A 16,182-nucleotide genomic window follows, 5' to 3' on the forward strand; every position below is an offset into this window, starting at 1 on the left:
CAGCGCTGCGACAGGTCATATTCTTGAGGTGATCGGCGATGCGGGGGCCTCTCAGCTCTCCAGCGAGCGCATCATCGCTCGCTACGACCTGCGCGTCTCCTTTTCCGATGAGGTGAGCGCTGAGGCAGCTGCGGCGGCGGTCGAGGGGAGCAGTGCGCTTGCGAATGGCTACCGCGATATTCGCGACCGCTTCACCTTCACCATCGATCCGGAAGATGCCAAGGATTTCGACGATGCCCTCTCGGTCGAGGCAGTGGACGCGTTCCGAGGTGAGCCGTGCGCGTGGCGTCTCGGTGTGCATATAGCCGATGTGGCGCACTACGTGCCCTGGGATGGCGCGATCGACCGCGAAGCGCGCAAACGCGGAACGAGCGTGTATTTGGCAGACCGTGTCGTGCCGATGCTTCCTGAAGCGCTGTGCAATGATGTGTGCTCGCTGAAACCGGGGGAAGACCGCCGGTGCATGACCGTGGACCTCTACGTGCGCGATGATGCGAGCCTGGTCGCCTACGATATCTATCCGGCTCTCATGCGCTCTGATGCGCGGTTGACCTATCAAAGTGCGCTGCGAGCGCTCAAGGGGGATGATGACGGCTTGGATGCGCGCTTGGTCGAGCGCCTCGCTGCGGCCAGTCGCCTCGCGAAGGCGCGGGAGGCATATCGCTTCTCACGGGGTGGCATCGATTTTCGCACGAAAGAGGCGAAGGTGCGCCTTGATGAGGCGGGATGCCCCATCGCCATTGAGGTTCGGCAGAAAGACGATGCCACCATGCTCATCGAAGAGGCGATGGTGTTCGCCAACGAAGTGGTGGCGGCGCATTTGGATGCGAGCGGCTTGAGCGCCGCTTTTCGCGTGCACGAACCGCCGCACGCCGATGCCTTGGAAGGCGTGGTGCGCGTATTGCGCGAATTCAAATGGATGAGCGCGCCGCTCGCGCAGCGCGTGTTGTACGGAGATGCTTTCGCCGTGCAGCAGGTGTTGGAAGAAGCGTCGGGTCGTGCCGAAGAGCAGCTGGTCACCTCGCTCATGTTGCGCGCCATGAGCCGAGCGGTCTATGCACCTCTCGACGATGGGCACTACGGATTAGGGCTGTCCGCTTACTGTCATTTCACGAGCCCCATTCGCCGCTATCCCGATCTGATCGTGCACCGTATGCTGCGCGCGCAGCTGACCGGCGAGCGAAAGACCGTTCACCCGATGGAGCGCACCATGGCGGCACTGTGCGAGCATTGCTCGGAGACGGAGCGCACTGCCGAGGCGGCGGCGCGACGATCGGTCGAGGTCAAGATGGCCGAATACCTCCAGGGTTCCATCGGGTGCCGATTCCACGCGGTCATATCAGGGGTGGCAACGTATGGCATCTACGTGCAGCTCGATTGCATGGCCGAGGGCCTTGTGCCCGTTCGCGCCTTGGGGAACGAGTATTTCGTGTTCGATGCTGCGGCTCATACGTTGCGCGGCTCGGATACGAACACGAGCTTTCGTCTCGGGCAGCCGCTCGAGGTGATCTTGGCGGAAGTGGATACGCTCGCGCCCGCCTGCACGTTTGCGCTGGCGAGCAAGCAAAACGCTCAGCGTTAAGATGGCCGTTTGGCTGCAATGTCCTTGATGGCGCCATCGGGTGATGGTATTATTTGGGTTCCTGTGTTTCAACGAGGTTCGGGCACGTATGCCCGCGAAATAGGAGGAATGTAGACACATGGCAGTACCTAAGCAAAGAATGGGCCGCATCCGCACGCACCGTCGCCGCAGCCAGCACGATAAGGTGGACGCCCCCAGCCGGAGCACCTGCCCGCAGTGCGGCGAAGTGAAGCTGCCGCATCGCGTTTGCCCCAATTGCGGCTTTTACCGTAACCGCGAAGTTATCGTTACCGACTAGTACTCTGATATTGATGAGCGTATTGCCTGATCTGTTCGGGTGACGCGCTGGGTATTCGACCTCAGCATGTCGGAAGATATCACGTTATCCATAGACGCCATGGGCGGAGATGATGCCCCTGGCGTCGTTTTAACAGGAGTTGCCGAAGCGCTCGCGGCTGACGAGGCGCTTCGCGTCATCCTGTGCGGTCCTGCTCAGGTTGTGGATCCTTTTGCGCGTGCGCATGAGCGGTGCACGGCCCAGGCGGCTGAAGAGGTCATCGCGATGGGGGAGCATCCCGCGAATGCCGTGCGCCGCAAAAAGGATTCCTCGATCGTGGTGGGGTGCCAACTGGTGCGCACCGGCGCTGCACAGGGTTTCTTCTCGGCGGGCTCTACCGGGGCATGCTTGGCAGCGGCAACGTTGCACATTGGTCGCATCCGCGGCATCAAGCGTCCGGCGCTCGCACAAGTGATCCCGGCGGCGGCTGGTCCGTGTCTGCTGATCGATGTGGGTGCCAATGCAGATTGCAAACCGCAGTACCTCGTGCAGTTCGCTCAGATGGCTTCGGTGTATGCCGGCGATGTGCTCGATATCGAGCATCCGCGGATCGGGCTGCTTAATATCGGCGAAGAGGACGCGAAAGGGTCAACGTTCGCGCAGCAGGCTCATGCGCTTCTGCGAAAGCACGTGCCTGCGTTCGCGGGCAATTGCGAGCCGGGCGACCTTCTGCAGGGGCGCTTCGATGTGGTGGTGACGGATGGATTCACGGGCAATATCGCGTTGAAGACCATCGAAGGCAGCGCTCAGCTCTTGTTCGGTTATATGAAAGATGCCCTGTCATCGGGCGTAAAAGAGAAGATCGGCGCGGCACTCGTGGCCGGTCGGTTGCGCCAGTTGAAGCATGAGCTCAGTCCTGACACCTTTGGCGGCTCGCCGCTTTTAGGAGTGCGGGGCGCGTGTGTGGTCGGACATGGCTCGTCAAGCGCCGAAGCGGTGAAAAACGGTGTGCTCGTCTGCGCTCGTGCGGTGCGCGGAGATGTTGCGCAGGTTATCGAGAGGACCATCATTCCGGTGGGCGATTCTGAGGAAGGGACGCAAGCGTGAGCCTTGCCGAGGAACAGAACCAAAAGCTCAAACTGGCCGAACAGATCATCGGCTATCACTTCAACAACGAGCGCTATATCCTGTCAGCCATTACGCATCCCTCGGCTGCCGAGGGCAAATCGGTGCGCTCCTCCTACGAGCGCCTCGAATTTCTAGGCGATGCCATCTTGGGCGCAATCGTGGTATCGACGGCGTTTAACCGGTATCCTGATCTTGATGAGGGTGGTCTTACGCGCATCAAGGTGGCGCTCGTCTCTGGTAGCAGCCTTGCCGATGTAGCGCAGAAGCTGGGATTTGAGGATGTCATCGTATTCGGCTCGTCAGAGACCGGCACAGGCAAGCGCGGCTTGCATTCGGCGCTTGAGAACGTGTACGAGGCCGTAGTGGCGGCGCTCTATCTCGATGGAGGTGCCGAGGCCGCAACGGCGTTCGTGACAGAGACGCTCATTCCGCGCATGAACATCGATATGGCCAAAGAGCCTGAGAATCCCAAGAGCGCGCTTCAAGAGAAGCTGCAAGAAGACGGCATCACACCAACGTATAAGCTGGTGGAAACGCAAGGCCCGCCGCACGACCGTACATTCGTGAGCCAGGTGTATGCGGGCGATCATGCGCTTGCCCTTGGCACGGGGCGCACTAAGAAAGAGGCCGAGAGCCAGGCGGCGAAGTCAACGCTGGCGCGCCTTCAGGAGTTCTTAGGCTTCGGTCCCGATGACGGGGATAAGAAACGTGCGAAGAAGGATGCGGCGAAGAAGGCGAAAGCGGCTCGTGCTGCTGAGAAGCGCGAGCACAAGCAGGCGCAGGCAGCGGCGCGCAAGCGGGAAGCTGATGCCCGCCGCGATGCCAAAGGCAAGAATCGGGAGCAGTAGGCTTCATGTACCTCAAGTCGCTTGTTCTGAAAGGGTTCAAATCATTCGCCGATCGCAGCGTTTTGACGCTGGAGCCGGGCATCACGGCCATTGTTGGTCCGAACGGCTCAGGGAAATCGAACATCTCTGATGCGGTGCTGTGGGTGCTCGGCGAACGCAACGCGCGCAACTTGCGCGGACAAGCCATGGAAGATGTCATCTTCGCAGGCTCGTCAGCGCGCAAGGCGACCGGTGTTGCCGAGGTCGAACTGGTGCTCGACAACAGCGATGGCACGCTGCCGGTGGAATACCGTGAAGTGTCCATCGCGCGACGCATGTATCGCTCGGGTGAGAGCGAGTATCTTATCAACGGCACGCTCGCGCGGCGCATGGACGTGCTCGATATCCTGCACGATTCGGGGCTGGGAACGGGCACGCACTCCATCATCAGCCAGGGGTCGCTCGATTCCATCCTCCGCTCCGACGCGGCTGACCGCCGCGCTCTCATCGAAGAGGCGGCTGGCGTGTTGAAGCACAAGCAGCGCAAGGCGAAAAGCGAGCGCAAGCTCGAGAAAATGGAGACCCATGTTGCGCGCGTGCGCGATGTGGTGGGCGAGGTGGAGCGGCAATTGGGTCCGCTTTCGCGCAAGGCTAAGCGCGCTCAGACCTACGCTGCGATTTCCGCTGAACTCGCTGAGATCAAGCTCGATCTGGCTGTTGACGACTTGCGTCAGCTCCGCGTGAAGTGGGATGCCTGCAAGGAGCGCACGGCTGCGTTGAGCGCGACCGTGCAGGCAAAGCGTACGGCCATCGATGAGGCCGAAGCGCATATTGAGCGCGTGCAGGAGCAGATGCGGGCAGAGAGCGCCGATGTGGGCGCATTGTCGCGCAGCCATCAGGCGTGCAGCAGCGCTGCGGATCATCTTGACTCCACGTTGATGCTGATGCGCGACCGAAAGCGTCAAGCATCCGCCCGTGCGGGAGAGCTGCGCATGACCCTGGAAACCTCGAAGGCGCGTCGCGAGACCGCTTTGGGCGAGCTAGCTCAGGCGAACGCCGCATTGGAATCTGCGCGCTTGGAGTTGGCGCGCGTGCGCGATACGGCAGGAGAGCTGGCAGCCCAAGAAGGTGAAGCAGGTGCGCGCCTGGAGGCGCTCGCTCAGCGCGGTGCGGAATTGGCGGCTGCGAACAAGGCGGCTGAGGCGGAGCTGGCCGATCTGCGGCGCATACAGGCTGAGCGTCGGGAGGCGCAGGCAAGTCGCACGGCCTATCTTGCCGTTCTCGAAGAGCAGGTCAACGATGCGCAGGCTGCGTTGCTGATGGCGCGCGCCGATGCGGAGGCAGCACGAGCTCAGGCGGAGACGACCACCCAAGCCATGGAGCGCATCGCCGAACAGGAAAAGGCGGCCGCGGCGCTGGTGGCGAGCTGCGTTACCGCGCGCGAAACGACGCGCAGTGCGCTCGATGATGCGCGCGCCGCCGAGCAGTCCTTGGCGGCTCAGGTTGATGCGCTTGAGGAAATGGAGCGGGCAAGCGTGCAGAGCGCTGGTGCTGCGCGTGCGTGGATCGCTGAGCATGCCGCGCGTTTGCGAGGTAACATAGAGCCGCTTTCTGCAGTGGTCAAGGCGAACGATACCGTTGAGACGTTGACCGAGCTGCTGCTCAGCGCTGATGTGATGTCGCTTTTGATCGACGATGCCGAGGATGTGTCCGCTGTGCTCGCGCAGCTTCCCGACGATGAAGAGGGCGAAGTCACGTTCCTGCTGCGCCGCGATGCTTCGCGTGCGACAACCTATGCCGCTCAAGCGTATACCGGAGCAGGCCATGCGCTGTTGGATGACCTGAGCTATCCCTCTGACGCTGCGAGCGCGGTCATGGCCGCTTTGGGCGACGTGATCGTTTGCGAGAGCCTATCAGCTGCGCTGGCAGCCCATAAAGCCGATCGCATCGGTTTGCGCTTCACGACGGCCGAAGGCGATATCGTGTGGCCTTTTGGCAAGGTGACCGTCGGCAGCGCTGCTGATGGCGGTCGGGGCGTGCTCGCTCGGGCGCGTCGCATGAAGGAATTGCGCGCGGGGCTTGAACAGGCGCGACGGGCAACCACTGATGCTATCGAACGCGCAAGCGCTGCAGAGAGCGAGCTCACTCAAGCCCAAAACGACAGTCTTGATGTGAGCCGCCAGTTGGCACTGATGCGCGGCAACGCACAGTCGGATGCCACGCAGGCTGACGAGGCGCAGGCACGCGCTGTCCGCGCTGAAGAGGAGCTGGCAACGCTGACGAAGCGCAGCGACGAGGCGCACCGTCAAAGTCAAGAGGATGATACGGAAAGCCAGAAGAGCGCCGAGCGCATCGCTCAGCTGGAAAGCCAGCTTGAAGAGCGGGGAGATGAGCTCGATTCGGTGGAGGCGCGCTTGGCGCCTTTGCGGCACGAGGTCACGCAGATTCAAGAGCGCCATGCTGAGACCAAGCTTTCGCTCGCGAAGATGGAAGAGCGCGCCGTGTACGCTGAGCGGATGGCTTCGCGTCGTGCGGACGATGTGGAAGAGCTTGCGCACAGTGATGCGGAAACAGAGGCGCTCCTGCGCGCTAAAGAGCTCTCGGCGACGCGTCTTGAGCCGCTCATCGCACTGTTTGAAGGCCTTTCAACGCTCGCGCGCGAGCGTGCGCTGCGTGCCGGAGAAGAGGCAACGCGCGCTCAGCAGGCATCGAGCAGCATCCATGAGCGCATGGTCCAGGCGCGCGAGGCGGCCCAGCAGGCGCACCATGCCTATGACGAGGTCTCTGAACAGCTCAACGAAAACCGCGTGGAGAGCGCTCGTTTGGAGATGCAGGTTGAGGCTGCGGTGACCGCGATCGTGGAAGAATGCGCAACGCCTGTCGATGTGGCTTTGGCGCGCCCGGCCCTTGAGGACCGCGCAGAGGCGGAAGAGGCATCATTCAAGCTCACGCGTCGCATCGCGAATCTCGGCACCATCAACCCCGATGCTGCGCAGGAGTACAGCGAGCTCAAAGAGCGCTTCGACTATCTGTCGGGCCAGCTCGCCGACCTAGATTCAGCCCGGCGCGCGCTCATGCGCATCAACCGGGTCATCGATGTGCGCATGAAGGACGACTTCGCGAACACCTACGCTCAGGTCAACGAGAACTTCCAAGCCATTTTCTCCACGCTCTTCCCGGGGGGTCAAGGGCATCTATCGCTGGACGCGCCCGATGATCTGGAGAACTCCGGCGTTGAGGTGAACGCGCAACCGGCAGGCAAGCGGATCACGAAGATGTCGCTCATGTCGGGCGGTGAGAAGTCGCTCGTGGCGCTGGCGCTGCTGTTCGCGGTGTATAAGACGCGCTCGACGCCCTTCTATATTCTGGATGAGGTTGAGGCGGCGCTTGATGACACGAATCTGCGGCGCCTTTCAGCCTACATCGATAGCTTGCGCGATGCTACGCAGCTCATTATGATCACGCATCAACGGCGCACTATGGAGATGGCCGATGTGCTGTTCGGGGTGTCCATGCAAGCCGACGGTGTGACCAAGGTGATAAGCCAGAAACTGGACCGAGCGTTGGAATATGCGGAATAGCGGGGATCTATGGGCGTTCTTGATAAGGTCAACGGTGGTTTAGCGAAGAGCCGTGACAAGTTTAAAGAGCAGATGAACGTGCTGCTCGACCGGGGCCCAGTGCTCGATGGGGGTTTCTGGGATGATCTGGAAGAGACGCTGATCCTCAGCGACATGGGCCCTGAGGCTTCCATGCAGATCGTGGAAGATCTGCGCGATCAAGCAACACGCAAGGGGTTGCCCGATTCGTATGCGGTGCTCGATATGCTGGGTTGCCGCATCGAAGCTGAGTTCGCTTCGGGTGGCGAAGAGATACTCGCGGGCGGTCCGGCCATCGTTCTCTTCGTTGGCATCAATGGCACCGGCAAGACCACCACGGTTGGCAAGCTGGCGAAGGCAGCTACCGATGCGGGTCGTCGGGTGCTGCTTGGTTCGGCGGATACGTTCCGCGCTGCTGCTATCGAGCAGCTTCAGGTATGGGCGGATCGCGCGGGTGTTGAGATGGTGATGCGCGAGCGCGGCGCCGATCCTGCGAGCGTCTGCTTCGAGACCATCGAGCGTGCCGAGCAGAGCGCGGCTGACCTTGTTCTGATCGACACAGCGGGACGCCTGCATACCTCAGATGACCTGATGCGCGAGCTTCAGAAAGTGGTGAGCGTGGTGCGCAAGCGCGCTACGGTGCCGGTGTACACCGTTTTGGTCATCGATGCCACCACCGGTCAAAACGGGCTCGCCCAAGCACGCGAGTTCAATCGAGCGCTCGACCTGGATGCGCTGATCGTCACGAAGATGGATGGCTCTGCGAAAGGCGGCATTGCCATTGCCATCTCGCACGAGCTCGAGCTTCCCATTCTGCGCATCGGGGTGGGCGAGGCCATTGACGACTTGCGCGATTTCGATGCGCACGATTTCGTTTCCGCTTTCATCGGCGACTACGAGACTTCCGAGGCGATGGTCGAGGACTTCGCCGAAGCCGATGCAGCTGCGCGCGCCGCAGCGCCGCCAAAGATGACGTGGGCGGAGTTTGTCGAACTGGACGACGCGGGCGAGGTGCCCGCGAAGAAGCATTTCTGGGAGAAGTGGTAGGTCATGTTAGAGAATCTCTCTTCTCGGCTCCAAGGCATCTTCAGCGGTCTGCGCTCGAAAGGGCGCCTCACCGAAGAGGATATCGACGTTGCGATGCGCGAGATTCGCATGGCGTTGCTTGAGGCCGACGTCAATTTCAAGGTCGTGAAGGCGTTCGTCGCGCGCACGAAGGAACGCTGCCTGGACAGCGAGGTGCTCGACTCGCTGACGCCTGCGCAAAATGTCACGAAGATCGTGCTCGATGAGTTGACCGAGCTGCTCGGCCGCAGCGATTCGAAGCTGGTGCTCGGCAGTCGTATCCCGAACGTCATCATGCTGGTCGGATTGCAGGGCTCGGGCAAGACTACGGCGGCGGCTAAGCTGGCATACCGCTTGAAGCAGGAAGGGCATGCGCCGCTTTTGGCGGCATGCGACGTGTATCGCCCGGCTGCGGCCGACCAGCTGCAAACGCTCGGTGGCGAGATCGGCGTACGAGTCTTTCGCGGTGATGGGAAGGATCCGGTCGGCATTGCCCGCGAGAGCATCCAAGACGCGATCGACAACTTGCGCGATGTGGTCATCGTTGACACAGCAGGGCGCTTGCATGTGGATGAGGCCATGATGGATGAAGCGGCTGCCATCAAAGAGGCGGTCAAGCCCGATCAGATTCTCATGGTGGTCGATGCCATGACCGGTCAGGATGTCGTGGGCGTGGTGGAGGCGTTTGCCGAGAGGGTGGACTTCGACGGTGTCATCATGTCCAAGATGGATGGCGACGCGCGCGGCGGCGGTGCGCTGTCGGTGCGCGAGGTGACCGGTAAGCCCATCAAGTTCATCAGCGCCGGTGAGAAGCCGGATGCCCTCGAAGAGTTCCACCCCGATCGCATGGCCAAACGCATCCTCGGTATGGGAGACGTGGTCAGCCTCATCGAGAGCGCCATGCGCGTGCAACAGGAAGAGGAAGAGGCCGAGGCGGCCGAAGCGCTCGCGCGCGGCACCATCACGCTGAACGACTTCATCACCATGAACCGCCAAATACGCAAGATGGGCGGTATCGGCAAGCTGATCAGCGCCTTGCCCGGTGGCGACAAGATGCTCGGCGAGGGGCAGATCAACGAAGGGGCGCTCGACCATATGGAGGTCATCATCAACTCCATGACCAAGGAAGAGCGCGTGCATCCCGAGGTTCTGAACGCGGGGCGTCGCGCGCGCATCGCGGCGGGTGCGGGCGTCACCGTGACGGACGTGAACACGCTCATGCGCCAGTACAACGAGACGCGCAAGATGGTGAAGAAGATGACCGCGAATTTCTCCCAGCCGTCAAAGCGCGGCAAGAAAGGGAAGAAGGGCAAGAAGGCCGGTCGTAGACGCGGATTAGGCATTCCCGGTCTGGACGGGCTTTCCATGTCTGATCTGCGCAATCTGTCGAACCTAATGGGGGAGTAGCTTATCAAAGATCGTCAAGCTATCATCTCTTATGTATGGTGTTTTTGGTTTGCGATTCTTTTTGGAACGCCCTTCTTTCTAGAGCAACTTCATGTACCGCCTGCTGCATCGCGATTGTTCCCTGTTTTAGCTTGCGGACTAATCGTTGGTACTCTTGTGGGGCAGTTTCTGGTATCGCGAACACCGGAGACGCATCGCCGCCGAGGTCTTTTCGGTTTGATGGTGTTCGGAATTGTATGTACGACTTTGCTGGTGCTCGCTGATTGGCTCAGTATGCCGCTGGCTTTGAGCGATGGAGTGGAGTACGGTGCCGGTTCGCTTTGGCATCGCTTGTGGGCTCTGGTGCCCCATCATGAAACTGCGAAATCTCTTCTTGCGCTGTTAGCATCCTTGCTCTGTGCTTGCTCGGGGGTGCTATTCGCTGAAAGCAGTTCTGCAAGGGGAAATGAAACCCGCTATCCTTCGTGGTCCTTCTTTATGGTGACGCTCTTTTTCGGTTTCGCGCACGCATCGATCATGGCAGCCATTGTAGGACTTGGAGGCGGTCAAAAGGACTGGGTGGATACGCATCCCATTTCTTTTTGGTTTATTCCCGTGCTCGTCTATGTCTTGTTTGCGATAGCCCTGATTCGTCGTGTCGATGCATTTCGTAGTGGTTTGGTTGCCTTTGGCGTTGGCATGCTTATTCAGAATGGGCTTTCTCGCATCTATGATATATATGCTCCCAGTACATTTTCTTTTCATGCGATCATGGGTTCATTTGCTTGTTTAGCGTTCGGTGTGTTCGTGATCTGCGAGATGATCGCAACGAGACGCCAAAGACGATCTCAGCCTGATACGTCAAGTCAAGATGAGTGGTGCTGCCAAGCATTGCAGCTGTGCAACGAAGCATCATTGACTGATCGAGAACGATCGGCAGTTATGTTTCTCTTGGAGGGAAAGTCATCGCAAGCGACGGCAGCCGAAATGAATGTCAGCGCGTCGACGGTAAGAACGTATCTACAGCGTGCATATAGAAAGCTCAAGATCAGCAATTCGACAGAACTTCATGCGTTGCTGAATTCTCATCAAGATTCTTTAGGTGAAAAGAAAAACGAGGGAGACGCTGAAAGAACGATTTGCACGGATGAGGTACAACCTTCTTACGCAGAAAACGATCGGCTTGCCCAGGGAATGGTATTTGGGTCAAAGGGCATACCCACAATGCTGCCGGTAGCATCTTTTGGAGCAAGTGCCTACTTACTTGCTACTCTTTTCCTGCCAGGTATCATCAGTGCAGGAGGATGGGGCACGGGTAGCGAAATGGTTTTTGGCGGTGGTTATGCTTTTGTGGCATGGTCGGCAATGGTTCTCTTCTGCGCATCTCCAAGCAGAAAACCTGTGCGCAGTAGATGCTCCTTGTTCACAAGATTGCTTCCAGCTATTGCCGGGATCCTTCTCCTTGGATCCTTGTTCGTACTCTTCGCTTCCGAAATAAAGCTGGCACGTGACGGGAGCTCATCAGATATACAGCTTTTTATTTCATCGTTTATCTTCGTCTGGTCGTTATCCTCAGTACTGTTTGTTGCTGCAACAAGAGGTTCTTTCGATGTTGCGAAGCCTTGTTCATACGCTCTTTCGATGCTTTGTGCGCTCTTTCTTGCGCTGTTTTCGAGCTGGAAAGAGCCGATACTGTATCTCTCGGTCTTTGTTGCTTCGGTCGTTCTCATTGCAATGATTGCGTATATATCTGCATACCGCTATACAGCATCGGAATCTACGCAAAACCATGCTGTTCTAAAGCGAAGAGATAGTAGGTTAGCGTTCGGATTCGCGATTCCGCTTCTCATTGGATTCGCATGTGAAGAGTCATGGCGTGCTCTGAGTGGTCCGTCTGCCTTTGATTTGCTCATCCCGCCACTACTGCTCGTCTGCGTTCTGTGCGCCTCTTTTCTTTTCAGGAGGACAGATAAACGCTCGCAAAAGATACTCCTAGCGCTTTTAGGCGTAGGAGCGCTCTGCTCTTTTATTCCCGGCATCAGCACGAATCCATTGCTGTGTGCAACATGTTCGCTTTGCGTTTGGTCTTTTATGGAACTCAAGAATTGCGGTGTGCTCGATCGGGCCTATTTCATAGCGAACATGGTGTGTCTTGGTGCTATAGGGGTGATCGGAGCAATGGGGATGAATTCCTATTACGATCATCTGATGCTCAATGAGGTTGCAATGCAACCATTTGCGAGTAAAGAGCAAGTAGAGCTGGCAGGAATTGTATTCATGGTTTTTATGGAAGCAGCTCTATGCATATCTGTCATCATTTTCTCAAGACACATGAACAGGGTGCTATTCCAGAATCAATTTCAAAATCTTGTCGATTCTGAAGTGGCAACAGTGCCGACCCGTGAACGTATTCGTGCGTACTTGAGAAGCAGAGGGCTCAATGAAACTCAAGCTTCGATACTTCTTGGGATTATAGAAGGACAAACATCCTCAGAGATCGAAGCATCTTTGCATTATTCAAAGGGGACCGTCAAATCATCGAGGGCCATAGGATATCGCCTTCTCAGTATTAAGAGCAAACATGAGTTAATCGAAACTGTCGCATGTGGTATTGGGATAGATATGAAACAGGGAGGATTTCCTCTTTGATCTATCGGTGATCACCTTGTAGACAGTCAGTACAGCATTCTTCATACCCCTTGATGACATATATGAGCGGGCCATTCGTCTACTCTTTCATTCGGGATCCCGCAGAATACAATCATCTCGAAAGGGGAAAAGATGTTCGCTCACAGGATGGGCAAACTCACAACCTGGAAGCGTTTGGGGAGTATGGAGCCCCGACAGTGCAGGAAGATACACGTCCATTAATGGAGGGTAAAGGCTAATCATGATGGAGGGCAGGGATTACTCCTGCCCTCTTTTTCTGGTATGAAAAGGTAATGATATGAAGGAACTCAAAAGCGGCTTTGCGCTGAGAGAGGCGATTGCGCTCCTATTGGTAATGGGTACATTGCTCATAGGAATCTACTTGTCTCTCCCTTCGGAAGAGAATGATGAGAATAGAGAGCCGTTCGCTGTTTTGTTTGAGAATATGCAAGGAGATACGGTTGATGTATACCGTTCCAAAAACGATAGAGTAAGTTTTGAGGGGGCATTTCGAATCTCTGTTGTTGAGAGCGCTTTATATGACCATGCCAAAGATGCAGGCATTGCTGCTGAAGATATTTCCCTTCCCGCGCCACCGAATCATGAGTCAGATTACATGTTTCTTATCTGCTCGATCGAATTAGAGAATATCGATGCACACGCTCTGGATAATACCATTATTGAGAATCCTTTTCTTTTCGATGACATAGTATCCCTCGATGCGAACATCGGTGACGTTTGGTATTTTGACGGTCCTACGGAGTCTGCTGGCCCCAAGGATGGACTTCGCTTCAGTCTGGACTCTGGGCAAAGGAGAATTTTCAATATCGGTTGGTATGTACCTGCCGAGATGTATTCGCCAGCCTTGCGTATAAAAAGCGTCATTCTTGATGGAGAGAGGGGCGACGCGAGAATGCTTCTTACTGCCGATGATAGAAGGAGCTGCTAATTTACCTATTGGGTATCTGCAAGCGCTTTTGGGTGGGCATCTTGACTATTTATTGATTGGCTCACCCTTCTACGTTTATGCCATATGTCTGGTCGATGGTTACTGAGAGAAGAAATGGGTATTTAGTACAGGTGATAGAATATTGCTCCTAGCAGCATCATGTTTAGAGCTTCTTATGGTTGTGGCTTGCAAGTCAGGCTCAGCAGGGATAACATGTTCAACTGCTGATTTTTCTTAAAGGACAAGAAAGGTACCATCCATGGTTAAGATCCGCCTTGCGCGTCATGGCGCGAAGAAACGCCCTTACTACCGCATCGTCATCGCTGATGGGCGCTGCCCGCGTGACGGCAAGTTCATCGACGAGGTCGGTCGCTATAATCCGTGCAGCGAACCGAAGCTGATCAAGTTCGATTTTGAGAAGGTTGACGAGTGGCTGGCAAAGGGTGCTCGTCCCACCGATACCGTTGAGCGTCTTTTGAAGCAGGCGCGCGAGGAAGCCTAAGCGATGCCTGAGATCGAGCAGAATCTTGCGGATCTGGTAGAGACCATCGTCGTTCCCATCGTGGAGGACCCTGATGGGGTGGAGATAACCTCCACTGTTGAGGACAACGATAACATCCTGATCGAGATACGCGTCAACCCCGACGATGCTGGCAAGGTGATCGGCCGTCAGGGGCGTATCATCAAAGCGTTGCGCACTCTGACGCGAGCAGCTGCATCGCGGTGCGATCGCACGGTGGATGTGGAGTTGATCGACGAGTGAGTCCGTGGCTGGATATCGCCACGCTTGAAAAGATGAAGCACGCAGATGGCAGGTTCGTGGCCGTATCGGCTGCGAACCTGCCATTTCTTTTGTGCTCGGGCATGCAGGTGCACCTTGTGCCGCCGCGCATCGATGTGCCTCGGCAGCTCACAGTGGCATCCGTTACCGAAGAGCGCGCATCGTCTGCGGTCATCAGCTTCGTTGAGGCGCTCAGCGCCGATCAGGCGCAAGAGCTGGTGGGCTGCCATTGCGTTGTTGCGCGCCAGAGCGTGGAAGATGAGGTGGGCGATGCTGTGAGGATGTGCAGTGCGCTGAGCGCAGGCCTTCAAGGCTGGATGGTCTACGATGAGCACGCTGGTCGTATCGGGCAGATCCTGGATTTCGTGGAGCATCCCACTCAGATCACGCTGAGCGTGGACACGCTTGCAGGGCCGAAGCTGGTGCCATTGGTAGACGAGCTGGTCGTATCGTTCGACGAGGATGCGCGTGTGATCACCATGCGCCTCCCAGCGGGACTTCTGGAGGTATGAGCTGTGCTCGTGCAAACGCTTTCCACCTTCCCGCGCATGTTCGATTCCACCATGGGAGAATCCATGATGAAGCGCGCACAGGAAAAGGGCATCTTGGCGTTCGAGGCGTTCGATCTGCGTGAGTGGACCTACGATCGCCATCGCACCACCGACGACTACCCATACGGGGGCGGCGATGGGCTGCTGATGAAATGCGAGCCCATCTTCGAGGCGGTGGAGGATATCCTCGGCATGAACGCCGCATCTGAGCCGACCACGCGCGTCATCTTTTTGAGTCCGGCCGGTCGACGCTTCGATGACACGTATGCGCGTGAGCTCTCCACCTGCGAGCGCATGCTGTTCGTCTGCGGGCATTACGAGGGCATGGATGAGCGCGTCTATACGCTTGCGACCGACGTGGTGTCGCTCGGGGATTACGTGCTGACCAGCGGCGAGCTTGCCGCCATGGTGGTGATCGACGCGGTGGTGCGCAAGCTGCCGGGCGTGCTCGGTGCGGCCTGCGGCGCCGATGATGAATCGTACGCGCACGGGCTTCTGGAATACCCTCAGTACACGCGGCCCGCTACGTTTCGCGATATGGAGGTGCCGGAGGTGCTCCTATCGGGCCATCATGCCAATATCGAAGCATGGCGGCGCCAGCAAAGCCTCGCGCGTACCTTCGTGCTGCGTCCCGATCTGATAGAGCGTGCCCGACAGGCCGGTGCGCTTTCCTCCGATGACCTGCAATATCTGGATTCTTTGGAAGGTGTGCCCGAAGAAGCCTTGAAGAGCGCTATCATGTTCCCTCACGCGAAAAACCCGAACGAGGTATGACAGCAGGCATGATGGACGAGAGAAGACTGACCGATATGTATGCAGGAGAACACGCCGAGCCAAAACGCTCTCATACGGGCCGAACGCTCCTGTCGATCCTTGGCATGGTGGTGCTCATCGTGGCGCTCTCGTGGGGTTTGCGCACCTTCGTCTTTCAAGCGTACGAGATACCGTCAGGCTCGATGGAAGAGACGATCATGACCGGTGATATGGTCTTTTCTGAGAAGCTGAGCTATTACGCAGGTACGCCGGCTCAAGGCGACATCATCACCTTTGCTGACCCAGAGATTGCCTCACGTACCCTCATCAAACGGGTGATCGCTACCGAGGGGCAAACCGTTGATCTGCGCGATGGTAATGTGTACGTTGATGGGGTGAAGCTCACCGAGCCCTATACCGACGGCAAGCCGTCCTACCCGCTGACAACGGCGTATGGCACCTCAATCACGTATCCCTACACCGTTCCCGCTGGTGAGGTATGGGTGATGGGCGATAATCGTACCAATTCGCAGGACTCCCGCTATTTCGGATCCATCCCGGTGGACTCGGTGACGGGAAGAGCCGTGCTGAAGTATTGGCCTTTGAGCAGCTTCGGGCTGCTGGAATAAGCGCAG

14 protein-coding genes are annotated in these 16,182 nt (G+C 57.7%); all 14 read left to right on the forward strand.

Annotated features, from left to right (window positions below; translation table 11 throughout):
• Nucleotides 1–1,582: ribonuclease R family protein (locus tag NFR19_RS06060; RefSeq protein ID WP_251212898.1), on the forward strand; the 1,582-nt coding region annotated here is incomplete at its 5' end.
• Between the two features lie 118 nt (nt 1,583–1,700).
• Nucleotides 1,701–1,880 carry a 50S ribosomal protein L32 gene (gene rpmF / locus NFR19_RS06065; RefSeq protein ID WP_251212899.1) on the forward strand — a complete coding sequence of 60 codons (180 nt, stop codon included), beginning with the start codon at nt 1,701–1,703 and terminating at the stop codon, nt 1,878–1,880.
• A gap of 66 nt (nt 1,881–1,946) precedes the next feature.
• Complete coding sequence (gene plsX, locus NFR19_RS06070; RefSeq protein ID WP_251212900.1) at nt 1,947–2,966, forward strand: phosphate acyltransferase PlsX; 1,020 nt, start codon at nt 1,947–1,949, stop codon at nt 2,964–2,966.
• Entirely contained in the window at nt 2,963–3,835 is an 873-nt protein-coding gene (gene rnc / locus NFR19_RS06075; protein WP_251212901.1) for a ribonuclease III, read from the forward strand. The genes plsX and rnc overlap by 4 nt, the downstream gene beginning before the upstream one ends.
• Nucleotides 3,836–3,840: 5 nt before the next feature.
• Nucleotides 3,841–7,395: a chromosome segregation protein SMC gene (gene smc, locus NFR19_RS06080; RefSeq protein WP_251212902.1), complete on the forward strand. Its 3,555-nt coding sequence runs from the start codon at nt 3,841–3,843 to the stop codon at nt 7,393–7,395.
• A gap of 9 nt (nt 7,396–7,404) precedes the next feature.
• A complete protein-coding gene (gene ftsY / locus NFR19_RS06085) occupies nt 7,405–8,460 on the forward strand; it encodes a signal recognition particle-docking protein FtsY (protein ID WP_251212903.1) in 1,056 nt (351 codons plus the stop codon).
• Nucleotides 8,461–8,463: 3 nt separating this feature from the next.
• Nucleotides 8,464–9,885: a signal recognition particle protein gene (ffh, locus tag NFR19_RS06090; protein ID WP_251212904.1), complete on the forward strand. Its 1,422-nt coding sequence runs from the start codon at nt 8,464–8,466 to the stop codon at nt 9,883–9,885.
• A gap of 156 nt (nt 9,886–10,041) precedes the next feature.
• Complete coding sequence (locus NFR19_RS06095; protein WP_251212905.1) at nt 10,042–12,513, forward strand: helix-turn-helix transcriptional regulator; 2,472 nt, start codon at nt 10,042–10,044, stop codon at nt 12,511–12,513.
• Nucleotides 12,514–12,811: 298 nt separating this feature from the next.
• Nucleotides 12,812–13,462 carry a hypothetical protein gene (locus NFR19_RS06100; protein WP_251212906.1) on the forward strand — a complete coding sequence of 217 codons (651 nt, stop codon included), beginning with the start codon at nt 12,812–12,814 and terminating at the stop codon, nt 13,460–13,462.
• Nucleotides 13,463–13,721: 259 nt separating this feature from the next.
• Complete coding sequence (gene rpsP, locus NFR19_RS06105; protein WP_251212907.1) at nt 13,722–13,964, forward strand: 30S ribosomal protein S16; 243 nt, start codon at nt 13,722–13,724, stop codon at nt 13,962–13,964.
• A 3-nt stretch (nt 13,965–13,967) separates the two neighbouring features.
• Entirely contained in the window at nt 13,968–14,225 is a 258-nt protein-coding gene (locus NFR19_RS06110; protein WP_251212908.1) for a KH domain-containing protein, read from the forward strand.
• Entirely contained in the window at nt 14,222–14,755 is a 534-nt protein-coding gene (locus NFR19_RS06115) for a ribosome maturation factor RimM (protein ID WP_251212909.1), read from the forward strand. Before NFR19_RS06110 ends, NFR19_RS06115 begins: the two co-directional genes overlap by 4 nt.
• Nucleotides 14,756–14,758: 3 nt before the next feature.
• Entirely contained in the window at nt 14,759–15,568 is an 810-nt protein-coding gene (trmD, locus tag NFR19_RS06120) for a tRNA (guanosine(37)-N1)-methyltransferase TrmD (protein ID WP_251212910.1), read from the forward strand.
• Nucleotides 15,569–15,603: 35 nt separating this feature from the next.
• Complete coding sequence (gene lepB / locus NFR19_RS06125) at nt 15,604–16,176, forward strand: signal peptidase I (RefSeq protein WP_251212941.1); 573 nt, start codon at nt 15,604–15,606, stop codon at nt 16,174–16,176.
• Nucleotides 16,177–16,182: the final 6 nt, after the last annotated feature.

Source organism: Adlercreutzia murintestinalis, from assembly GCF_943192905.1.
GTDB lineage: Bacteria > Actinomycetota > Coriobacteriia > Coriobacteriales > Eggerthellaceae > Adlercreutzia_A > Adlercreutzia_A murintestinalis.